Here is a 20,507-nt window from a genome sequence, read left to right as displayed (position 1 = left end):
TCCCCATAAAAGATCTTGCTTACTTGCCGACCGGCTAGTGTCGGATATGCTGGGAATGTAGGACGATCACTTACCGGCCGTCAAGTCAATTTCGCTGCAAAGGGAACCATGAGGGAAAACGCCGACACCCGGACACGGATCCAGGAGATCGCCCTGAAGCTCTTCGTCGAGCAGGGGTATGAGGCGACCTCGCTCCGGGAGATAGCGGAGGCCCTCGGCGTGACCAAGGCCGCACTCTACTATCACTTCAAGAGCAAGGACGAGATCGTCACCAGTCTCGTGGAGGACCGGGTGCGCTCGATCGAGGAGCTGATCGCCTGGGCCAGGACGCAGCCGCACACCGACGAGACCCGCCGGGAGCTGGTCCGCCGTTACTCCGAGGACCTGCACCGGGGGCGGCACCGCGAGATCATGCGCTTCTTCGAGCGCAACCAGACCGCGCTGAAGCACCACCCGGTGATGGAGAGCAACCGCGACCGGATGTTCGAGGTGCTCACCTTCATCGTCGACCCGGACGACCCGCCGACCGTCCGGCTGAGGAACTCGATGGCCATGTTCGCCCTGCACGCGGCCTGGTTCGCCTTCAAGGACGACAAGCTCTCCGAAGAGGAGAGCAGGGCCGCGGCCCTGGAGGTCGCGCTCGAACTCCTCCAGCGGTGAGCGTGCTCATCGACCCGCCGAACTGGCCGGGTCCCCGCGATCTGCTCTGGTCACATCTGGTCAGCGACAGCTCGACCGAGGAGCTGCACGCCTTCGCCGCCCGGCTGGGCGTGCCGCCCCGGGCGTTCGACCGCGACCACTACGACGTCCCCGAGACCGTCTACGACAGGGCGATCACGCTGGGGGCGGAGGCCGTGTCGTCACGCGAGCTCCTCGCCCGGCTCATCGCCTCAGGCCTGCGCAGACGCAAGGTCCGTCCCCGCCCGGACGTCCCCGGTATGGATTCCATCCCCGAATCCAACCGGCCCGCATAGATGACGACATGCCGGGCATGACGCCTCCCTGAAGGCATCGCCGCACGTCAGAGGGGAAATCATGCTCAACGACAAGACGATCGCGTTCCTCGTGGCCCCGGAGGGCGTCGAGCAGGTCGAGCTCACCGAGCCCTGGCAGGCCGTCAAACAGGCAGGGGCCACGCCCAGACTGATCTCCACCCGAGCGGGTGAGATCCAGGCGTTCAACCACCTCGACAAGGCCGACCGGTTCCGGGTGGACGAGACGATCGACGAGGTGCTGGCGGACGACTTCGAGGGGCTGGTGCTGCCCGGCGGCGTCGCCAACCCCGACCTCCTGCGGACCGTGCCCAGCGCCGTCCGGTTCGTCAAGGACTTCTTCGAGTCCGGCAAACCCGTCGCGGCGATCTGCCACGCGCCCTGGACCCTGATCGAGGCCGACGTCGTGCGCGGCCGGAAGGTCACCTCCTGGCCCAGCCTCAGGACCGACCTGCGCAACGCCGGGGCGGACTGGGAGGACCGGGAGGTCGTGATCTGCACCTCGGGCCCGAACACCCTCGTCACCAGCCGCAAGCCCGACGACCTTAAAGCCTTCTGCCAGGCCGCGACGGACGCCTTCGCGGGCTGACACTCCAGCCCGCGCCCTCCGACGGCGCTTCACCCCGGCCCGTCGGCGAGGGCCGCCGGCTGCGCGGGAGCCGCCGGCGGCACTCCGGGCGGCGGCGGGCCGTCACGCTCCGACGGGGCGCGGTAGTCGCGCAGGGGGCGGTTGATCAGGCCGACGGTGACGACGGTGAGCGCGGCCGCCAGGCCGCCCGCGACGAGCGCCACGGGGGCGGACGCGAGGGAGGCGAGCAGTCCTCCACGGAAGTTGCCGACCTCCGGGCCGGCGATGCCGATGACGTGCTCGACCGAGGAGACCCGCCCCCGGTAATGGTCGGGCGCCTCGAACTGGACCAGCGCGCCCCGGGTGACCACGGCGACGGTGTCGGCCGCACCGGCGATCGCGAGGCAGCAGAGGGCGAGCCAGAGGGGGCCGGCCAGGCCGAAGCCGGCGAGGGCGAGGCCCCAGACCGTGGCCGCGACGAGCTGGACGAGGCCGCTGCGGTGGAGCCGGGTGACGGTCCCGGAGAGCAGGCCGGCGCTGAGCCCGCCGACCGCGATCGCGGACAGGAAGAGCCCCAGGGTCCGGGGGTTGCCCTCGAAGCGGATCTCGTTGATCAGAGGGAAGAGCGCGATCGGCATGGCCAGGACGGTGGCGGCGAGGTCGGTGGCGAAGGAGCCCCACAGGGTGGGGCGCTGAAGGATGATCCGCCAGCCTCCCCGGGCCGGACCGCGACGCTGACGCGCGCCGCGCGCGGGCTGCCGGTCGTCGTCGGTACGCGGGGCGGCCATCGGAGGCAGCCGGACCACGGCGATCAGCGACGCGACGCCGGCGACGGCTTGGATCGCGTAGGCGGCGGGGTAGCGCCACTGCGCGAGCACGATGCCGGCGAGGGCGGGCCCGACGAGCATGGAGGCCTGGAAGGCGACGTTCTGCAGGGCGAGCCCGGCGGCGACCTGGTCGGCGGGGAGCAGCCTGACGGGGAAGGTGCGCCGGGCCGGGGCGCCGAGCGCCGCGCAGCCGGACTGCGCGGCGACCAGGGCGAGCAGCAGCGGGACCGACCGGTTTCCCGCGGCGGCCTGCGCCACGAGGCCCACGGCTGTCAGCACCTGGCCCGCGGTGGTGGCACGGACGAGGGTCCTGCGGTCGACGGCGTCGGCCAGTGATCCGCCGACCAGCCCGAGGACGAGCAGCGGCACGGCTGTGGCAAGGCCGATGGCCCCGGTCCAGAGCGGGCTGTGAGTGAGCTCCCAGACCTGCAGGAGGACGGCCACGCCGGCGATCTGCTGACCGATCGAGGCGAGGGACGACCCGATCCACAGGTCGCGGAACGGCCGGCTGGTACGGAGGGGGCGGACATCGATCAGCCGGCGGCGCCAGGTCATGGGCGCTGCTCCGCCGGCAGGGAAGGGGCCGCGGACGCCGGACCGGCAAGAGGCTCGCCGGGGCGGATCAGAGGATGGGCGGACCGGGGACGGCCGCGCTCGATGCGCACGGATTCGATCCGGCCGTCCATGGCCGTCGGCGGGACATGAAGCGCCGGCCGCCGCCCGGACGGCGCAGGGGGGTCCAGAGATGTCACGGCGTCAATATAACAGTCCTTATATAAAAGTGCTCACATAAGACGATCGAGCGAGACCCGGGGGTCCGCAGAACCTCGGAACCGGATCGCGTGGTGCACGTTTGCCCTGGTCAGCATGGGTTTGGCCTATTCACGCGGTCGACCGCGGCCATCACGCGACCTTCGAGCGTCTTCACGGACCCCGGGTGATCACAGGGTGGCCGTCTCCGTGCGCCCCGGCTACCGAAGATCCCAGAATGCCATCGGAGTGCCGGACGCGCCGCTCGCGCGGGCCGGCGCGCAGACACACTCCCTCCGCTCGATTAGGACGACCGAGGCGGGGCAAGGCTCTAGAGGTCATCTGTGAAGGAGGAGCTGTGGAGGCTACGATTTCGTTGCGTCTGCCGCGCGACGCCGCGAGTGTTCCCGTCATCCGGCAACTGCTGGACGCATCGCTCTCCGCCTTGGGGGTGGAGTCGCAGATCCGTGAGGACATCCAGCTCATGCTCTCGGAGGCGTGTTCCAACGTGATCCAGCACGCCGCTCCCAGCGACGACTACATGGTGAGCACCGAGCTCTACCGCGACCGCTGTGTGATCAAGGTGGTGGACGCCGGGGACGGTTTCGACTTCTCCGGGCCGCGCTCGTCGCCCCCGTCGACCTCCGAGCACGGCCGCGGCCTGCTCATCATGAGGGCGCTGGCCGATGACATCCGTTTCGTCAACCGGCACGAGCGGGGCTCGATCGTCTGCCTGGAGAAGAAGCTGCGCTTCGTCAAGGATGCCCCGGGGCTGTCACTCCTGCTCAGCGAGGAGCTTGAGTTCGGAGAGGGCGTCCCGGAGGTAGTCGGTGACGACCCACACATCCGGGACCATCTCCCGACAGGCGATCACGCCCACGTCAAGTGAGCCGTCGTAGGAGAAGGCCGTGATGTTGAGACCGCCACTGACGTCGGTGATCACCGAGACGGGGTGATAGGAGAGCAGCCGGACCCCGCTCACGTAGAGCGGGAGCTGCGGACCGGGGACGTTGGAGATCACCACGTTGATCGGGCCCGCGGTCCCGGCGAACAGGTTGAAGGCGGCACGGGCGGCCAGGCCGGTCAGGGCCGAGGGCATCATGTCGCTGACCTCCTGGATCCAGCGGGCCGGGGCCGGCGACGCGCGGTCCTTGATCAGAGCCATCGCGTCGTGTACGGCCCGCAGCCGCTCCAGCGGATCGGCGACCTGGGTGGCCAGTGTGGTGATCATGATGGTGACCTGGTTGCCCTCGCTCCAGTCGCCGGGGGCGCGCAGGGAGAACGGCACGCCCGCGACGAGCGGCTGGTCCGGAAGCGCGTCGTGCTTGAGCAGCCACTGCCGCAGCGCTCCCGCGCACATGGTCATCACCACGTCGTTCACCGTGACGCCGAAGGCGTTCTTGACCTGCTTGACCTCCTCCAGCGGCAGGGCGGTGAAGGCGAAGCGGCGATGGCCGGTGATCCGGCCGCTGAAGGGCGTGCGCGGGGGTGTCATGCGGGGCAGGGCGGGCACCGTGGCCTCGCCGGACAGGCGATGGGCCAGATCCCGGGTGACCCGGGAGACCAGCCCGGCTCCGGGAAGCTGTGAGAGGACGGGGATCTCGTCCAGGTGGGGAACGGCGTTGGCCAGGAACCTCACCGTGTGCGCCGGGTTGAGGACGACGTTGGCGACGCCTCTGGCCATCATCTCCCGCGTGTCGATCCGTTCCTCCGGCTCCGCCTCGGGCGCCATCGCGATCTCGGCGGGCTCGGGAGAGGTGTCCAGCAGGGCGGCGAGGACGCCGGCGCCGGTGACGCCGTCGACCGCGGCGTGGTGGACCTTCATGTAGAGGGCCGTCCTGCCGCCGGACAGGCCGTGGATCAGATACATCTCCCAGAGCGGGCAGCGGCGGTCCAGGCGCCGGGCGTGCAGCCGCGCCACCTGCTCGCCGAGCTGCTCGTCGGTGCCCGGCGCGGGCAGCGCGATCTCCCGCACGTGGTAGTCGAGATCGATCCTGCCCTCCTCGGTCCAGTACGGACGGTCCAGGCCGAACGGCACGAGGGCGAGTCGCCGCCGGAAGGGCGGGGCCAGGTGGAGCCGTCTGGCCAGCAGGGAGAGCAGGTCACCTCGGGTCAGCCCGCCCGACAGGATCGCCAGTCCGGCGATGTTGGCGACGTTCGTCGAGGTCTCGAAGTTCAGAAACTGCGTGTCCACCGCGCTGAGCTGCCGCATCCTCTACCTCCTGGGAGTCCTGGCACCATCCTGCTCCCGCGGGGTCGTCAGGGCCAACGCGGCCAGCGCGAGGAGGACGACCACGGAGGCGACGAGCATCGCCAGCCAGACGAGCGCGAGAACGACCATGACGGTGACGACCTCGCTGATCAACTGCAGCACCGGAGAGCTGTGCCCGGATTTATCCGTCTCTACACCGTGTTCCAGCGGGCGAGCTTCAGCGCGAGATGGAGTTCTAACCGTTGGGTTCCATCCTTCAGGCTCCGCCCGGTCAGCTCCTCGATCCTGGCCAGACGGTAGTAGAGGCTGGTGCGGTGCAGGTGGAGCAGGCGGGCCGTCTCCTGGGCGTCCCCCCCGTGGTCCAGGTAGGTCTCCAGCGTGACGGCGAGCGCCGGATGCTCGCGCAGCGAGCCGAGCGGGGAGACCGTGGGGTCGGCGAGCAGCCGGTAGACGCCGAGTTCCGGCCAGCGGGCGACCGGCCCGAGCGCCGGCTCGGCCGCGGCGGCCCTGGCCGCGGCGACCGCCTCGCCGTACGCCTGCCGGAGCGATCCGAGTCCGGGATGGACCGCGCTGATCCCCACGAGGCCGCCGGCTCTGGCGGCCAGCGACTCCCCCAGCGCCGGCGCGTCCTCACCGCCGTTGAGCAGCAGCACGGCGTGCCGGTCGACGACCGCGAAGGCGGGGGGACGGCGCATCCGGGAGAGCTCGTCGCCGACCACTCCGGCCAGTCCTCCCGGCTCCCCGGGTACGGCGTCGCCCCGTGAGCCGTCACCCGGCACCGCGTCGCCCCTCGCGCCGTCATCCCGTACGGAGTCGCCGCGTGAGCCGTCGCGCCGCACGAGGTCGCCCCGCACGGCGTCACCGCGTGAGCCGCCGTCCCACGCGAGGTCGCCCCGCACGGAGTCACCGCGACCGGCCGGGGCGCGCACGGCCAGAACCCGTAGCGGCCCCTCGCCGAGGATCCCGGCCGCCCGCGGGACGGTGATCTCCCCGTTGAGCAGGCGGCGCAGGGTGTGGGAGCTGCCGCCGCCGTCGAGCAGGGCGGCGATGGCGGCGGCGTCGCGCACGGTCCTGGCCTCCTCCTCGGGGCTCAGCGGGCCGCCGCCCTCGATGACCCAGAGGGAGCCGACACGCCTGCCCCGGTGGAGCAGCGGCACGCAGAGCCTGGCCGCCATGCCGAGCGCCGGGTTGGCCGGGATCCTGACCGGCTCGCGGGTCGTGGCCACCCCGTGGGCCTCCTGCCAGACCTCGACCTCGGCGGGGACGGATCTGGACAGGATCGCCTGGGCCCGGACCCGGTCGAAGTCGCCGTGGTGGACGCTGTGCGCGACGACCCTGCCCTCGGGGTCGTCCACGGCCATGCCCCGCCCGACGGCCATGGCCAGGGAATCAAGAAGGTCCTGGACATTATGCGCGATCACCCATGAATCCTACAGATGTAGGAATGATCTCCACTTGAGGGACGATGACGACTTTCCAGCCCGAGCCGTACCGTCGCATCAACCCCCTTTCCGGAAGGAACCGCCGTGGAAGAGCGCAGCCGAGTTGCCCCCTGGGCCTCGTCCCGGGCACAGCGACGCCTGGTGGAGCTGGAGTCGGAGCTGGGCGGGCTGGACCTCCACGAGGTCACCCGTCTGATCGACGCGGTGCTCGCCGAGCATCGGGGCCGTCTCGACGAGGATGGGATCGTCCTGTACGCGGGCACCAACACGATGAGCGAGCGTGCTCGCGCCGCCCACGAGCTCTCCCTGGGCAGCCGTCCCTCCATGGGCTGGCCGGGAGAGAAGTTCCAGACCGGGCTGGATGAGCTGGACGTGCTGGAGGTGCTCGCCCCGCTCCAGGTCGCGGCGTTGATGGGCGGCGAGTTCGCCGAGGTCAGGCTGCAGAGCGCGACGATGGCCAACCTCGCCTGCTACACCGCGTTCGCCCGGCCGGGCGACACGATCGCGGTGCTGCCGGAGGCCGCCGGCGGCCATGCCAGTCACCACGCCCAGGGCGCGGCCGGGGTCCGGGGCCTGCGGGTGGTCGACCTGCCCTACGACGCCGGCCGGTTCGACATCGACTACGACGCGCTGCCGGCGTTCCTGCGGGAGCAGCGGCCGGCGCTGGTGGTGGTCGGCGCGAGCCTGATGCTGTTCCCGCACGACGTCGCGCGGGTCCGGGCGGCGTGCGACGAGGTGGGCGCGGTCCTGGTCTACGACGCCTCGCACATGGCCGGCCTGATCGCGGGCGGCCGGTTCCAGCGGCCGCTGGACGAGGGGGCGCACCTGGTGACCATGTCGACCTACAAGTCCTTCGGCGGCCCGCCCGGCGCGGCCGTCGTGAGCCGCGACGAGGATCTCGCGCACCGGGTGTCCACGGCCGCCTACCCCGGCCTGACCGCGAACTACGACGCCTCCCGGCTGGCCCCGCTGGCCGTCGCCGCCGCCGAGCACGCCGCCGCCGGCCCCGCCTACGCCGACCGCTGCATCGCCAACGCCAGGGCGCTGGCCGCGGCGCTGGAGGGCGAGGGCTTCACCGTCGCGGCCTCCCATCTGGGCTGGACCGTCTCCCACCATGTGGCGGTGGACGCCGCCGCGTTCGGCGGCGGGGACGACGCGGCCCGGCTGCTGGCCGAGGGCGGCGTCTACCTCAGCGGCATCGGCCTGCCCGACCAGGCTCCCGGCGAGCCCATGCGGGGCCTGCGGATCGGCACCCAGGAGGTGACCCGCCGCGGCCTCGGCCCGGAGAGCATGCCCGAGGTGGCGACGCTGATGCGCCGCCTGCTGATCGACGGCCAGGACCCCGTCAAGGTCCTCCAGGACGCGGTCGCCCTGCGCCGCTCCGCCACTCCATGATCGCGGACCGGCCCGCTCGACCCCCTGGGGCGCGCCCCCTGGCGGGCCGGTCCGTATGACTTCCCGGCCCGCGAGGGCAGCCCGGAGGTGCTCCTGACGGCACCCGGCGCGGGCTGCCTGAGCGGCTCGGTCCCGTCGGCGGCTCAGCCGATCCAGACGGCCTTGATGTTGCAGAACTCGCGGATGCCGTGCGCGGACAGCTCCCGGCCGTACCCGGAGTTCTTGACTCCGCCGAACGGCAGCTCGGGGTAGGAGACGACCATGCCGTTGACGCAGACGATGCCGGCCTCCAGATCGGCGACGAAGCGCTCCTGCTCGACCACGTCGGCGGTCCAGGCGTTGGAGCCGAGCCCGAAGGAGGTGATGTTGGCCAGGGCGAGCGCCTCGTCGATGTCACCGACACGGTACAGCGAGGCGACCGGGCCGAACACCTCCTCGCTGAACAGCCTCATCTCCGGGGTGATGTCGGCGACCACGGTCGGCTGGTAGAACCAGCCGGGCCGGTCGGGGCTCCATCCTCCGCACAGCACCCGCGCGCCGCGCCCGGCCGCGTCGGCCACGATCTTCTCGACGTCGTCGCGGCCCTGCTGGGTGGCGAGCGGCCCCACGTCGGTCGACTCGTCCTCCGGGTCCCCCACCCGCAGCGCCTCCATCCGCGCCACGAACCGGTCGGCGAAGTCGTCGTACACCTCGGCGTGCACGATGAACCGCTTGGCCGCGATGCAGGACTGGCCGTTGTTCTGCACCCGCGCGGTGACCGCGGTGGCCACGGCTCCGTCGAGGTCGGCGGACGGCATCACGATGTAGGGGTCCGAACCGCCCAGCTCCAGGACGGTCTTCTTGACCTCGCTGCCCGCGATCGACGCGACCGACCGGCCGGCCGGCTCGGACCCGGTCAGCGTGGCCGCCACCACCCGCTGGTCCCGCAGGACCGCCTCGACCTGCCCGGAGCCGATCAGCAGGGTCTGGAAGCAGCCGCGCGGGAACCCCGCGCGGGCGAACAGCTCGCCCAGGTAGAGCGCGGTCTGCGGCACGTTCGAGGCGTGCTTGAGCAGCCCCACGTTGCCGGCCATCAGCGCCGGGGCGGCGAACCGGACCGCCTGCCACAGGGGGAAGTTCCACGGCATCACCGCGAGCACCGGCCCGAGCGGCTGGTAGCGCGCGTACGCCCGGCGCGCTCCCACCGCGGGGGCGTCGGCCTGCTCGTCGGCCAGGAACTCCTCGGCGTGCTCGGCGTAGTAGCGCATCCCCTTCACGCACTTGGCCACCTCCGCCCTGGCCGAGACCAGCGTCTTGCCCATCTCGGTGGTCATCAGCCGGGCCACCTGCTCCTGCTCGGACTCCAGCAGGCCGGCGGCGCTCTGCATCCAGGCCGCCCGCTGCTTGAAGTCGGTGGCGCGGTAGGTCTCGAACTCCGCGGCGGCGAGTACGAGCCGCTCGTCCACCTCGTGTTCGCTCAGCGGTTCGAAGGTCTTCAGCGTCTCCCCCGTGGCGGGGTTGATCGTCGCGATCGCCATCGCTACCTCCTCGGCAACCGTCGCCCTCGGACGACGGGGCAGTCGGGCTTGAGAGCTTCCGGACGGGGACCGGGCCGGCGGCGCGGCGGGTTCCCGCGGGGCGGGCCGCCCCTGACGACGCCGGCCATGCGCGGGACGCGGGCAGGCAGCCGCGGAGATCGGCGTCCTGTCCCCCTGTCATCGGGATCCGCTCCGCTCCGCGGGGAGCGGACGAGACGGATCCGGTATCGGCCACTTGCCCCTTTTCTGGGGATTTACACAGCTACTTAACGAAAGGGGACATTTAGGAGGTAAGCGGGAGATGTGGGCACTCGGGTAGTGGGTACGGGACACCTCACGACCCTGTTTCGGGAGGTCAGGTCATGAATGCTGAACGCGGCAGCGCCAAGCACGGCCCGCGCGTCGATGATGAGCAGAAGCACGAGACCCAAGGTGTCGTCCGCGGCAGCGGCCCCGCCCACACCGAGGAATGGGCGGACCCCCAGGGGATCGTGGACCCCGAGGAGGAGGCGACCCCCAGGAGGTACCCGCCGGGACACGAGCCCGGCACCCCCGAGGGCATCACCGCCGTGGAGGTCGAGCGCCGCAGCGCCATCGCGAAATGGCTGAGCGACGCCCACTGGCCGTCGGACCGCGACGAGCTCATGGCGCACGCCGAGGCGAAGATGGCTCCCGACGCCATCGTCGAGAGCCTGCGCGACCTGCCCGACGGGGAGTTCCACAACGTCGGCGAGGTGGCCCGGGCACTCGGGCTCGGGGCGGAACGCCGCCGCTGGTAGTGCCCGTCCGGACGCGCCTCAGAACCGGCCGGCCGCGAAGGGCACGGCACGGGCGGGCGGTCAGCGGGCCGCGAAGGGCACGGCAGGGGCGGGCGGTCAGCGGGCCGCGCCGCGCACGGCCTCGCCGCCGCGTTCGCCGAGGGTCCGGCGGAAACGGACCAGCAGCAGGAACGCGGTGACGGCCAGCCCGGCGAGCAGGCCCACCCAGGCGCCGACCGGCCCCGCTCCGGCGACGTGGCCGAGCAGCCAGGCGGCCGGCAGGCCGACGGCCCAGTAGCCGATCAAAGTCATCCGGAAGCCGGACCTGGTGTCGTCGAGACCGCGGAGCAGACCGACACCGATGTTCTGGGCGCTGTCGAAGTACTGCAGCACGGCGGCGACCACGAGCAGGTCCGCGGCCACCGCGAGCGCGGCGGGATCGGCGTCGAGGAAGGGACGCAGCACCGCGTCGGGCAGGAAGAGGTAGACGGCGGCGACCACGGTCGCGACCAGGGCGCCGTGGGCGAGCGCGGTCCGGCCGACCCGCGCGGCGGAGCCGTACCCGTCGACCGCGGCCTCGCCGCTGACGCTGATCGAGGCGGCGTGGGACAGGCCGACGCTCACCTGGAAGACGATGTAGACGAGCTGGTTCACCGCCGTGTGCGCGGCGAGCGCAGCGGCGCCGAAGCTGCCCATGAGCAGCGCGACCACCGAGAAGAAGCCCGCCTCGGAACCGTAGGTCGCCGCGATCGGCACGCCGAGGCGGGCCAGCCCGCGCAGGCGGTCCGGACGGACCCGCCAGGCGTCCAGCGCGAGCATCGGGGCGAGCACGGGATCGCGCCGGGTGATCGCGTAGAGCGCCAGGAAGGACAGCAGGTAGACCAGCGCGGTGGCCAGGCCCACCCCGGCGAGGCCGAACGGGTGGATGAGCGCCCAGTTCAGGCCGGCGTTCACGGCGATGGACACGACAGTGATCCACACCAGCGCCTTGGGCCGCCGCATGCCGACGGTGAACTGGCGGATCACCTGGAACCACAGGCAGGGCACCAGGCCGGGCGCGAGGGCCAGCAGCATCGGCCGGGCCAGCTCGATCACCCGGGGGTCCTGGCCGAGCCAGGCGAGCAGGTGCCCCAGGCCCACCATGAGCAGGGCGCCCGCCACACCGGCGAGCGTGGCCAGCGCCATGCCCGCCCGCACCAGGTCACGGAGCTCCGACCGCTCGCCGCCGCGCGCGGACGCCGCCGCCACCTGGTTGCCCAGGCCCGTCACCAGGCCGACCCCCATGGTCCTGAGCTGGTTGAACAGCACGATCGCCAGGCCGCCCGCAGCGAGCGCCTCGGTGCCGAGCAGGCCCATCATCACCGTGTCGGTGGTCGTCAGCGCGACCTGGGCCAGCTGGGTGAGGGCCAGGGGAAGGGCGAGTGCCGCGAGCTTTCGACTCTCCTGGAACACCTTGTTCCCCCCATGCGCCATGGCCATAGTTTTAGGATAGGCATACCTTTCCTTGAACTACGGACATGAAACGGGATGGCCGTGAGTCCGGCCGGGCGGCAGCTGTCCGGAGCCGGCACGGTCACCGACGACATCCCGGGCACCGGCGGACCGGACCGCGCCAGAGACATACAGAAGCGACAAAAACCCGCCACACCGCTACGGTTTCCCCCGAGGGGCGGCTCTTGGACGTGCTTCCTTCTATCACTCTTATTTTTAAAGACACCTAGCGCGTCCGCTCTCCGCCCCTCTTCGCGTTCCCGAGACGGGCAGGAGACCGTGATGGACCCGCTGGCCGAGATCCTGCTGCGCCGGCGCCGGCTCGTGGCGCTCCGCCTGCTGGCCACCGGGGACACCCCCGTCCCGCCCCGGCGGCCGTCCTCTCGGCGGCGGAAGTCCCGCGTGATCGCCTCCCCCACGCTCCAGCAGGGCGTCCAGGCGCTGGAGGCCCAGCTCCTGGAGTACGGCTTCCTGCTGTCCCCCGGCCTCAGGGACGCGCTGGGCCGGCTGGACGCGGGCGAGCTGACCCGGGCCGGGCGCCGGCTCGCGCAGGCCGTACTGGCCGAGCTGGGCGGTCACGTGGAGCACGTGCCGATGTTCCGCGGGTTTCCCGAGAGCGTGCCCGCCGACACGGTGGAGTTCTTCGTCCGCCGGATGTTCGCCGTCCTGCTCCAGCACCCCGAGCAGCCGTGCGTGCTCTGCGGGAAGGCCGGCACCGTGCACGCGGTCTCCCCCTGCGCGCACCTGGTCTGCCACGGGTGCTGGGACGGCTCCGACTTCGCGGGCTGCCCGATCTGCCACCGCCGGATCGACCCGGCCGACCCGTTCCTGCGCCCCTCCGACGCCCCGGCCGCCACGGCCGCCACGGCCACCCCGCTCCCCGGCCACCGCCTCGTCGTGCTCTCCCTCTGCGAGGATCCCCCGGCGGTCTCCGGGGCGATCCTGGACACCCTGCTCGACCGCCGCACCCCACTCTCCCCGCAGGACCGCGCCGACGTGGTCGCGCTGGTCCGCGCGGGCGGACCGGAGGCCGCCGGGCGGCTGCCCGAGCACATCCCGGTCCGCGAGACGCGCGCCGCCGTGCTCGCCGCGCTGCTGCCCGTGCTCGACGCGGCGGCCGTGCGGGACCAGCTCGACCGGCACGTGGACACCGCCACCGACGTGCTGCGCCTGCTGTACGCGCTCATGGGCGGCGATCCCGGCCTGCGCACCCGGCCCGCGCGCCGCGCCTCGCTCCCCCGCCCGGTACGGCGGGCGCTGCTGGCCCGCCTGGACGCCCTGGCCCTGCCCTCCGTCCTGGAGGACCTGCACCGGCACGCCGAGGCGTGGAAGCGCATGGCCGAGGTGCTGCATCCGCACGAGTTCCACCGCCGCCACCCCACGGTGGCGCTGGCCTTCGCGGTGCTGCGCGGCACCCCGCTGACCGGCGAGCTCGGGAAGGCGATGCTGGAGCGGGCGGCCGGGCACCCCGAGGTGCTGCGGGCGGAGGGCGCGCGGCTGCGTCTGCACACCTTCGCCGGCCGGGTCGAGGCCGCGCTGCGCGCGGGCGAGCCGGTGCTGCCCCTGCTCGCCGCCCGGCCGGGCGAGCTGGTCCGGCGGCTCGGCCAGGTCCTGGGCACCGGCGAGAAGGGCGCCGCCGAGGCCACCGCCGCAGCCGCGCCGCACGTCGCGCCCGGAGTGCTGATCGCCGCCCTCGGCAGGCTGCGGACGCCGCCCGGCGGGACGCGGCTGTTCTTCCCGCGCGGCGACACCGCACGCGCCTGGGCGCAGCCGGACGAGCGGCCGGAGCTGCCCGCCGGTGAGGTCGAGCCGGTCCGCGCGGCGCTGACCGCCGAGCTGCTGCGCCGGGCCGCCGCGCTGCCCCCGCTCGGGCGGGTGCTGCTGGACGAGGAGCTGGCCGACCTGATCGCCCCCACGGCGGAGCGCTCGGACTCCGCCGCCCTGGTCCGGGTGCCGCGAGGCAGCGTGCAGCCGCTGCCCCGCGACGAGCGGATCCGGCTGTTCCTGCACTGGGCCGAGCCCGGGGACGAGCGCGTGGACCTCGACCTGTCGGTGGCGCTCTACGACGAGCGCTGGAACTTCGTGGGCCTGTGCGACTACACGGACCTGCGCCTGGGCCGGACCGCCGCCGTGCACTCGGGCGACATCACCTCGGCCCCGGAGCCGCTGGGCGCCTCGGAGTTCGTGGACCTCGACGTCACCGAGCTGCTGATCCTGGGCGGGCGCTACGCGGTGCCGGTCGTGTTCAGCTTCGACGGCGTGCCCTTCGACAGGCTCGTGCGCGGCTTCGCCGGCTTCATGGGCCGGCCTGCCGGCCTGTTCGACCCGCGGGCCGTCGAGCAGCGGTTCGATCTGTCCGGCTCCGCCAGGATCCACGTCCCGCTGGTGGCCGACCTGTGGTCGCGCACGATGCGCTGGGTGGACCTCCAGCAGAGCGCCGCCGGGTACGGGCACAACGTGGCCGGCAACCACAGGCGGCTCGCCCTCCTCGGGTCCGCGATGGAGGACGCGTACGGGCTGGCCGAACGGATCACGCTGTGGGAGGTGGCGTGCTGGCACGCCGCCGCACGGGCCGGGGAGGTGCTGACGCGCCGCCCCGACGGCTCCGTCTCCCGCTACGCGCGCCGGGCCGGCGAAAACGTCCCCGGCTTCGCGGACCGGCTGCTGCGGCGCGAGGACGACGGGCCCTGGCGGGGCCCGGTGGACGGCGCGGATCTCGCCGTGCTCGTCCACGCGGATGTGGAGCCGCCCGCGGGCTCCCAGCTCTACGCGCTGTATCCGTGGAGCGTGGACACCGACCGGGTGGACCTGCTGGACGCGGCCGACCTGGTCGGTCTCCTGGCTCCGGAGCCCACGGGCTGAGGGATCAGTCCCGGACGCGGGAGGAGCGGAACAGCTTGGCCGCGAACATGACCACCACCGCGACCAGGCCGATGATCAGAGCCCACTTGAGCAGTCCGAAGACGAAGCCCAGGAGCGAGCCGAGCAGGAAGAAGGCGAGCACCACGGCCGCCACGATCAGCAGAATTCGTCCCATGCCCCCACGCTATGCGCCGGTGCGGCCCGGCGGCAGGGCCGGGGGCCGAAGTCAGGGACAAGCCAGGGTCGTCCCCTCAGGGATCTCCCCGCGTCACGGCTTGCGGGACCGGCCACCGGCGGGGATCGCGCCCCGCGTCAGGGCGTAGGCGACGCCGAGCGCTCCCCCGGCCCCGAGGACGACGGCCAGGGCCGGGGGGACCGCGGAGGCGCCGCCGGTCAGCACGGTGACGGGCAGGCATACGGCGACGGACATGGCGAGCACGCCCCCCGCCCGGCCCAGCCAGCCGGCCTGCAGCGCCACGGGAATGCGCGCCCGCACCGGTATGTGAGCGGCGACGGCGGCCATGCCGTGGTGGATGTAGAGGAGCGACCCGATGGCCAGCGCCACGGTCCAGGAAGGGGCATGGCCGTACACGACGGTGGTCAGCAGCCAGGCCACCACGGTCACCACCTCCAGGCAGAGCACCCAGGCGTTATCCGGTTCGGCGGCGGCGAGCAGGCCGATCAGGGCGGCCAGCAGCGGCATGACGATCCCGGCGCGGTAGTCCGGCGGCATCGCCACGAGCAGGGCCGTCGTTCCGACAGCCCACATCAGCATCCGCCAGCTCAGCGAGTGCGGCGTGGTCACCGCGGCACCGCGGCGATCCGGGCGGCGTCCCGCAGGATGGCGTCCAGGCTGCCCGAGCCGCGCCACGCCTCGACCGGGACCCCGGCCTCGCGCAGGCGGCAGATGGTGTTCTCGCGTTCCAGCCGCCAGAGCCGCTCCGCCAGGTCCGACCATTCGGTCTCGGCCCGGCGGCGGAGGCCTGTGGGCAGGGTGTCGACCGCGACCAGGGGACGGCGGCCGCGGGCCAGGGTGGCCAGCACGGTGGCGCTGCGCGGGTCCAGGAGCGGGGTGAGCATGATGACCAGGGCGTTGGAGGCCGACGGTCCGGTGATCGGCGGCCGGTCGCCGAGCGCGTCCCAGCCCTCGGGCATGGCTCTGATCTCGGCCAGCCAGGCGAGCTGGGCCAGATGGTGCCGCCGGCCCGTGCCGGGGCGCAGCCTCCGCAGCCGGGGCCCGAACTCCGCCAGGGAGACCCTGTCGCCCTGGCGGGTGTAGTGCTCGGCGATCGCGGCGGCGGCACGGACCGTGACGTCCAACACGCTCGCCGTGCCTTCGTCGCCGCCCGCCTCGTGCAGGACGTCCAGCAGCAGCACGATCTCGGCGTCGCGTTCGGGCTGGGTGGCGTTGACGTACGGCTCGCGGGTGCGCAGGGTGGTCCGCCAGTCGATGCGGCGCAGCCGGTCGCCCGGCCGGTAGGGCCGTACCCCGGCGAGCTCCCCGCCCTCCCCGAGCCGGCGGGACCGGTGGATCCCGGACATCCCGTCGGCCCGGGGCACGGAGACGTGCGAGGCGAACGGCTCGGCGACGGGCAGGGCCCGCACGTTCCCCGCGGGCAGCACCAGTTCGGGGAACTCCAGCAGCCCGTCACAGGCGATCACCCGGACCCGCACCGGCCCCAGCGGGTGGACGCCCCAGCGCCGGGCCGTGCCGGTGAGCACCACCTCGGCGGGCGGCTCCACGACGTGATGTCCGACGTCCTGGCGCAGGCCGGGCGAGACGGCGGGGCTGACCACGCACAGCGTCGAGCGGTCGGCGTCCACCGTGACCGAGGCGCTGACGGCGCCCCCCTCGGTGACGGCGACGTCGGCGAGGCGGAGGGCGGCCCGGGGGGATCCGGCCGGCCGGGAGCGCAGGCTGACAGCCGTGCCCAGCACGAACGGCACGGCCATGACCAGCAGGTCCACCCGGCCCAGCGTCACCGCGAGCAGGCACAGCCCGACGCTGAGGACGACGGCACGGCGCAGCGCCGCGGTGGAGGTCCACATCATTTGCCGCCGGTGTAGGCGGGGAGCTGCCCGGAGGGAGGAACGGGGGTGCGGGCGCAGACCTCCTCGACGATCGAGACCGGGTCGACGCGGCGCAGCCACATCTCCGGGCGGAGGCTGATCCGGTGGGACAGCGCGGCCGGGGCGACCCGCTTGACGTCTTCGGGGATGACGTAGTCGCGGCCGTCGAGCACCGCGCGGGCACGGGCTGTCAGCAGGAGGGCCAGCGAGCCGCGGGGAGAGGCGCCGACCTGGAGCTGGGGATGCTCCCGGGTGGCGGACACGATGTCGACGATGTAGCGGCCGACCGAGTCCTCCACGGCCACGTCCTCCAGCGCCCGCTGCATCTCCCGCAGAGTGACGGCGTCCACGACGGGTTCGAGCGCGCTCTCCTCGGTACGGCGGGCCATCCGGCGCCCCAGCATCGTCCACTCCTCCTCCGGGGTCGGGTAGCCGAAGGACACCCGGAGCAGGAACCGGTCGAGCTGGGCCTCGGGCAGCGGGTAGGTGCCCTCGTACTCGATCGGGTTGGCGGTGGCGAGCACGTGGAACGGGGCCCGCAGCGGGTACGTGACGCCTTCGACGCTGACCTGGCGTTCCTGCATGGCTTCCAGCAGGGCCGCCTGGGTCTTGGGCGGAGTGCGGTTGATCTCGTCGGCGAGCAGCAGGTTGGTGAAGACCGGGCCCTTGCGGAAGACGAAGTCGCCGTCGCGCTGGTTGTAGAGGAACGAGCCGGTCACGTCGGCCGGCAGCAGGTCGGGGGTGAACTGCAGGCGGGTGAAGTCCAGGCCGAGGACCTGCCCGAAGCAGCGGGCGGTGAGGGTCTTGGCCAGGCCGGGAAAGTCCTCCAGGAGCACATGCCCGCCGGCCAGGATCCCGGCCAGCACCAGTTCCAGCGCGTCGCGCTTGCCGACCACGACGGTGTTGACCCGGTCGAGCACCTCGCGTGCGTGCCTGCCCACCTCGGCGGGTTCCATCTATATCTCCTCGATGCGCGCGATCAGGCGGGCCAGCTCGGCGCGGGTCGGGACCGCCGTCACGGGGACGGTGATCAGCTCGTACAGTTCGACGCCGAGGATCTCCGCGGCCCGGCCGGGGCCGATCGCGCCGTGCCGCCGGCGGAGCCGTTCCAGTGCCAGCTCGGCCAGGCGGCGCTGGACGAGCGAGCGGAACCTGGGCAGGTCGTCCCGGGTGGAGGCGAGCCGATGCTCCCACCACCGGGCCTGGGCGAACGCCCGGTCCGCCGGCTCCGCGGCGGCGGCCGCGCGGGGCGGCCCGGGCGGCTTCGGCGGGATGACCGGGATCCGGCGGACGATCACGACGGCCAGCGCGGCGGCGGCGGCCAGGATCCCGAGGTGCCACAGGAGGGCCGTCAAGACGACAGCTCCGCGTCCACCTCGGCCAGCGCCCGCCGTGCCGTGCCGCGCAGCGATTCGGCCACCTCGTGGGGGGCGTAGCGCGCCTGGCGGTAGGCGGCGGCGAGGCGGCCGAGCGCCGGGCCGCTCACCCTGTGCGCGGCGAGCAGCCGGGTGACCAGGTCGCCGGGGGTGTCGGCGGCCGTGCGCGGCGTCCCGGCCCCGGCGGCGGCGTGTTCCAGCCGGAGCCAGCAGGCGATCACGGCGCGGCGCGGGTCGTCCCCGGCGTCGAGGTCGGTCAGGCCCGCCCGGAGCGCGGCCCGCATCTCGGCGGCGGCCGGCGGCCTCTCCTGGGCCGGGCGGGCGGCGGGCGGCCGGTCGCCGGAGCGCATGAGCATCCTGACCAGCATGACGATCACGGGCGCGGCGAGCACGGCGCCGACCACGATCACGGCCCAGAAGGCGAACCGCCCCGTCGGGCCCTCGCCCACGGGCAGGGCTCCGGCGCTCCGGACCGGGACGGGACTGCGCGCGGGGGGCTCCGGGATGAGGACGTCGAGGTCGAACGCGCCGTCGAGCCGGATCCCGTCGGCGGCGAGCGCGACGGCCGTCAGCCCCGCGACGGCCAGGGCGAACGGTGTCCACCGGCGCCACCGACCCGTCGGCGAACTCCCTGAACGGCGCATATCGGGGATCACTCCATCAGTGGTCCGGCTCCCCGTCAATAGCCGGGTCCCTACGGGCCGCGTTCAGCGTGATCTGGCGTGGAATCCCGGGCGTTCACGCCCGGGAGGAAACGACAGCGCGGGAGGGTCGCCAAGGCCCGAGCGGTGTGGTGACCGGTAGGCCGTCGAGCGGCTCAGCCCGGACGCTTCTGGTTTTCGATGTACTCCTTGATGATCGATAGGGGTGCGCCGCCGCAGGAGGCGGCGAAGTACGACGGCGACCAGAAATGCCCGCCCCACAGATACTTACGGATATGTGCCGGATACTCCTTGCGCAGTAGCCGGGCAGACACGCCCTTGAGGCTGTTCACCAGCGTCGAGAGGGCGACTTTGGGTGGGTAGTGCACGAGCAGGTGCACGTGATCTTCCTCGCCGTTGAACTCGACCAGCTCCGCCCCGAAACTGTCGCATACCTCGATCATGATGTCTGCGCAGCGACGCAGAATCTCGTCGGTGAACACACCTCGCCGATACTTTGGAGTGAAGACCAAGTGCGCGTGAAGCGCGTAGACAACGCTTCAACCTCTTCTTATGTCGGGGTTCGGTTCCCATCTCGGTGACATGGACCTAATGCTAGAGTGTTCGATATGAAGCTGGTGGTGCGGGTCAAGCTCCTGCCGACGCCTGAGCAGGCGGCGGCGCTGGAGGCGACWCTGCGCGCGGTCAACGACGCGGCCACCTGGGTGGCGGCGCTCGCCCACAGCCAGCGGGTATTTCGCAATTACGACCTGCGCAAGCACGCCTACGGGCAGATCAAGGACAACTACGGGCTGGCGGCTCAGGCCGCGCAGCACGTCATCAAGAAGGTCACCGACGCCTACGCCACGCTGCACGCCAATCTCCGCAACGGACAGGTGGGCAAGCCCAGCTCCGCGCGGCGCGAGCGGGCCCTGGCCACGCCGATTGTCTTTCGCCCCAGCGCGGCCCAGCCGTTCGACGACCGCTGTCTGTCCTGGCAGATGGATGCGCGGACGGTGTCGATCTGGACCACGCGCGGGCGGATGAAGAGCGTGGCGTTCACCGCCTCGGCCGATCAGCTCACGACGTTGGCCGCCTACCGCAAGGGCGAATCGGACCTGGCATACCGCGATGGCAGGTGGTTCCTCATCGCCACCTGCGATATTCCCGACCGGCCGGTCGGCGCCCCGGACGGGTTCCTCGGCGTGGACCTGGGGATCGCCAACCTCGCSACCACCAGTGGCGGGSTTCGCCACAGCGGCAAGGGTCTGAACGCGGTCCGCCACCGTCACCGCGAGCTACGCCGCCGCCTGCAGGCCAAGCAGACCACGTCCGCCAAGCGGCTGCTGAAGAAACGCCGCCGCAARGAAGCGCGTTTCGCCGCGAACACCAACCACACCATCGCCAAACGCATCGTGACCGAGGCGACACGCACCGGGCAGGGGATCGCCCTGGAAGATCTCCAGGGCATCCGCGACCGGGTACGGCTCCGTAAGCCCCAGCGGGTCACGCTGCATTCGTGGAGCTTCCACCAGCTCGGCCGGTTCATTGCCTACAAGGCGGCCCGTGCCGGTGTCGCCGTGGTCTACGTGGACCCGGCCTACAC

At 72.5% G+C, this 20,507-nt stretch carries 20 protein-coding genes and 1 pseudogene; 8 read left to right on the top strand and 13 right to left on the bottom strand.

Annotation, left to right across the window (positions count from 1 at the left end; translation table 11 throughout):
• Nucleotides 1-108 precede the first annotated feature (108 nt).
• The 3 genes from CA984_RS15055 to CA984_RS15045 all read left to right on the top strand — a co-directional run bounded on the left by CA984_RS15055 (nucleotide 109) and on the right by CA984_RS15045 (nucleotide 1,581).
• Nucleotides 109-660, top strand: a complete 552-nt coding sequence (locus CA984_RS15055; protein WP_086572417.1) for a TetR/AcrR family transcriptional regulator — start codon at nucleotides 109-111, stop codon at nucleotides 658-660.
• Complete coding sequence (locus CA984_RS15050; RefSeq protein WP_086572415.1) at nucleotides 657-974, top strand: DUF4031 domain-containing protein; 318 nt, start codon at nucleotides 657-659, stop codon at nucleotides 972-974. The genes CA984_RS15055 and CA984_RS15050 overlap by 4 nt, the downstream gene beginning before the upstream one ends.
• 61 nt (nucleotides 975-1,035) lie before the next feature.
• Nucleotides 1,036-1,581 (top strand): type 1 glutamine amidotransferase domain-containing protein, encoded by a 546-nt coding sequence (locus CA984_RS15045; RefSeq protein ID WP_086572413.1) that lies wholly within the window; start codon nucleotides 1,036-1,038, stop codon nucleotides 1,579-1,581.
• A gap of 29 nt (nucleotides 1,582-1,610) precedes the next feature.
• Here the strand turns inward: CA984_RS15045 and CA984_RS15040 are convergent, their stop codons facing one another.
• The gene (locus CA984_RS15040; RefSeq protein ID WP_086572411.1) at nucleotides 1,611-2,942 is read right to left on the bottom strand and encodes an MFS transporter; all 1,332 of its coding nucleotides are present in this window, start codon (nucleotides 2,940-2,942) and stop codon (nucleotides 1,611-1,613) included.
• Nucleotides 2,943-3,495: 553 nt separating this feature from the next.
• Here CA984_RS15040 and CA984_RS15035 point away from each other — a divergent pair.
• Complete coding sequence (locus CA984_RS15035) at nucleotides 3,496-4,026, top strand: ATP-binding protein (protein ID WP_086572409.1); 531 nt, start codon at nucleotides 3,496-3,498, stop codon at nucleotides 4,024-4,026.
• Here the strand turns inward: CA984_RS15035 and CA984_RS15030 are convergent.
• The 3 genes from CA984_RS15030 to CA984_RS46155 are packed head-to-tail and all read right to left on the bottom strand — an operon-like array spanning nucleotide 3,913 to nucleotide 6,770.
• On the bottom strand, nucleotides 3,913-5,349 hold the full coding sequence (locus CA984_RS15030; RefSeq protein ID WP_086572407.1) for a WS/DGAT/MGAT family O-acyltransferase: 1,437 nt from the start codon (nucleotides 5,347-5,349) through the stop codon (nucleotides 3,913-3,915). The genes CA984_RS15035 and CA984_RS15030 overlap by 114 nt on opposite strands.
• A 3-nt stretch (nucleotides 5,350-5,352) precedes the next feature.
• The gene (locus tag CA984_RS46160) at nucleotides 5,353-5,511 is read right to left on the bottom strand and encodes a hypothetical protein (RefSeq protein WP_165781260.1); all 159 of its coding nucleotides are present in this window, start codon (nucleotides 5,509-5,511) and stop codon (nucleotides 5,353-5,355) included.
• 29 nt (nucleotides 5,512-5,540) lie between these two features.
• Nucleotides 5,541-6,770 carry a PucR family transcriptional regulator gene (locus CA984_RS46155; RefSeq protein ID WP_165781259.1) on the bottom strand — a complete coding sequence of 410 codons (1,230 nt, stop codon included), beginning with the start codon at nucleotides 6,768-6,770 and terminating at the stop codon, nucleotides 5,541-5,543.
• 105 nt (nucleotides 6,771-6,875) lie between these two features.
• Between CA984_RS46155 and CA984_RS15020 the strand changes: the two genes are divergently transcribed.
• On the top strand, nucleotides 6,876-8,186 hold the full coding sequence (locus CA984_RS15020) for a serine hydroxymethyltransferase (protein WP_242675958.1): 1,311 nt from the start codon (nucleotides 6,876-6,878) through the stop codon (nucleotides 8,184-8,186).
• A gap of 143 nt (nucleotides 8,187-8,329) precedes the next feature.
• On the opposite strand, the gene CA984_RS15015 is transcribed toward CA984_RS15020, so the two are convergent.
• Entirely contained in the window at nucleotides 8,330-9,703 is a 1,374-nt protein-coding gene (locus CA984_RS15015) for an NADP-dependent succinic semialdehyde dehydrogenase (protein ID WP_086572400.1), read from the bottom strand.
• Between the two features lie 362 nt (nucleotides 9,704-10,065).
• Here CA984_RS15015 and CA984_RS15010 point away from each other — a divergent pair, with 362 nt between their 5' ends.
• Nucleotides 10,066-10,482, top strand: a complete 417-nt coding sequence (locus CA984_RS15010; RefSeq protein ID WP_086572397.1) for a DUF2795 domain-containing protein — start codon at nucleotides 10,066-10,068, stop codon at nucleotides 10,480-10,482.
• A 96-nt stretch (nucleotides 10,483-10,578) separates the two neighbouring features.
• Here the strand turns inward: CA984_RS15010 and CA984_RS15005 are convergent, their stop codons facing one another.
• A complete protein-coding gene (locus tag CA984_RS15005) occupies nucleotides 10,579-11,940 on the bottom strand; it encodes an MATE family efflux transporter (RefSeq protein WP_086572395.1) in 1,362 nt (453 codons plus the stop codon).
• A gap of 294 nt (nucleotides 11,941-12,234) precedes the next feature.
• Between CA984_RS15005 and CA984_RS15000 the strand changes: the two genes are divergently transcribed.
• The gene (locus tag CA984_RS15000; RefSeq protein ID WP_086572393.1) at nucleotides 12,235-14,814 is read left to right on the top strand and encodes an MXAN_6230/SCO0854 family RING domain-containing protein; all 2,580 of its coding nucleotides are present in this window, start codon (nucleotides 12,235-12,237) and stop codon (nucleotides 14,812-14,814) included.
• Nucleotides 14,815-14,818: 4 nt separating this feature from the next.
• Here the strand turns inward: CA984_RS15000 and CA984_RS46150 are convergent, their stop codons facing one another.
• The 7 genes and pseudogenes from CA984_RS46150 to tnpA all read right to left on the bottom strand — a co-directional run bounded on the left by CA984_RS46150 (nucleotide 14,819) and on the right by tnpA (nucleotide 19,506).
• On the bottom strand, nucleotides 14,819-14,989 hold the full coding sequence (locus CA984_RS46150) for a DUF4175 domain-containing protein (RefSeq protein WP_143121072.1): 171 nt from the start codon (nucleotides 14,987-14,989) through the stop codon (nucleotides 14,819-14,821).
• Between the two features lie 93 nt (nucleotides 14,990-15,082).
• Nucleotides 15,083-15,619, bottom strand: coding sequence for a hypothetical protein (locus CA984_RS46145; protein WP_086572391.1), 537 nt, complete (start codon nucleotides 15,617-15,619; stop codon nucleotides 15,083-15,085).
• Nucleotides 15,616-16,866 carry a DUF58 domain-containing protein gene (locus CA984_RS14990; protein ID WP_086572389.1) on the bottom strand — a complete coding sequence of 417 codons (1,251 nt, stop codon included), beginning with the start codon at nucleotides 16,864-16,866 and terminating at the stop codon, nucleotides 15,616-15,618. Before CA984_RS14990 ends, CA984_RS46145 begins: the two co-directional genes overlap by 4 nt.
• Nucleotides 16,863-17,840 (bottom strand): AAA family ATPase, encoded by a 978-nt coding sequence (locus CA984_RS14985; RefSeq protein WP_086572386.1) that lies wholly within the window; start codon nucleotides 17,838-17,840, stop codon nucleotides 16,863-16,865. Before CA984_RS14985 ends, CA984_RS14990 begins: the two co-directional genes overlap by 4 nt.
• Complete coding sequence (locus tag CA984_RS14980; RefSeq protein WP_086572384.1) at nucleotides 17,841-18,239, bottom strand: hypothetical protein; 399 nt, start codon at nucleotides 18,237-18,239, stop codon at nucleotides 17,841-17,843.
• The gene (locus CA984_RS14975; protein WP_086572382.1) at nucleotides 18,236-18,904 is read right to left on the bottom strand and encodes a DUF4129 domain-containing protein; all 669 of its coding nucleotides are present in this window, start codon (nucleotides 18,902-18,904) and stop codon (nucleotides 18,236-18,238) included. The genes CA984_RS14980 and CA984_RS14975 overlap by 4 nt, the downstream gene beginning before the upstream one ends.
• Before the next feature lie 173 nt (nucleotides 18,905-19,077).
• Nucleotides 19,078-19,506, bottom strand: a pseudogene (tnpA, locus tag CA984_RS14970) (IS200/IS605 family transposase).
• A gap of 24 nt (nucleotides 19,507-19,530) precedes the next feature.
• Between tnpA and CA984_RS14965 the strand changes: the two are divergent.
• The coding region (locus CA984_RS14965) for an RNA-guided endonuclease InsQ/TnpB family protein (protein ID WP_242675956.1) at nucleotides 19,531-20,507 on the top strand (977 nt) is incomplete at its 3' end.

Origin of the sequence: Streptosporangium minutum, from assembly GCF_002149035.1 — a bacterium.
Lineage (GTDB): Bacteria > Actinomycetota > Actinomycetes > Streptosporangiales > Streptosporangiaceae > Streptosporangium > Streptosporangium minutum.
The sequence above is the reverse complement of the archived record's forward strand: the minus strand, read 5'-3'. Positions and strand labels throughout refer to the sequence as shown.

Coding starts and splice junctions, on each gene's coding strand:
- CA984_RS15005 (WP_086572395.1), bottom strand. CDS start 11,940: ATGGCCATGGCGCATGGGGGGAACAAGGTGTTCCAGGAGAGTCGAAAG.
- CA984_RS15040 (WP_086572411.1), bottom strand. CDS start 2,942: ATGACCTGGCGCCGCCGGCTGATCGATGTCCGCCCCCTCCGTACCAGC.
- CA984_RS46150 (WP_143121072.1), bottom strand. CDS start 14,989: ATGGGACGAATTCTGCTGATCGTGGCGGCCGTGGTGCTCGCCTTCTTC.
- CA984_RS14990 (WP_086572389.1), bottom strand. CDS start 16,866: ATGATGTGGACCTCCACCGCGGCGCTGCGCCGTGCCGTCGTCCTCAGC.
- CA984_RS15045 (WP_086572413.1), top strand. CDS start 1,036: ATGCTCAACGACAAGACGATCGCGTTCCTCGTGGCCCCGGAGGGCGTC.
- CA984_RS15015 (WP_086572400.1), bottom strand. CDS start 9,703: ATGGCGATCGCGACGATCAACCCCGCCACGGGGGAGACGCTGAAGACC.
- CA984_RS14985 (WP_086572386.1), bottom strand. CDS start 17,840: ATGGAACCCGCCGAGGTGGGCAGGCACGCACGCGAGGTGCTCGACCGG.
- CA984_RS15030 (WP_086572407.1), bottom strand. CDS start 5,349: ATGCGGCAGCTCAGCGCGGTGGACACGCAGTTTCTGAACTTCGAGACC.
- CA984_RS15055 (WP_086572417.1), top strand. CDS start 109: ATGAGGGAAAACGCCGACACCCGGACACGGATCCAGGAGATCGCCCTG.
- CA984_RS15010 (WP_086572397.1), top strand. CDS start 10,066: ATGAATGCTGAACGCGGCAGCGCCAAGCACGGCCCGCGCGTCGATGAT.
- CA984_RS15000 (WP_086572393.1), top strand. CDS start 12,235: ATGGACCCGCTGGCCGAGATCCTGCTGCGCCGGCGCCGGCTCGTGGCG.
- CA984_RS14975 (WP_086572382.1), bottom strand. CDS start 18,904: ATGCGCCGTTCAGGGAGTTCGCCGACGGGTCGGTGGCGCCGGTGGACA.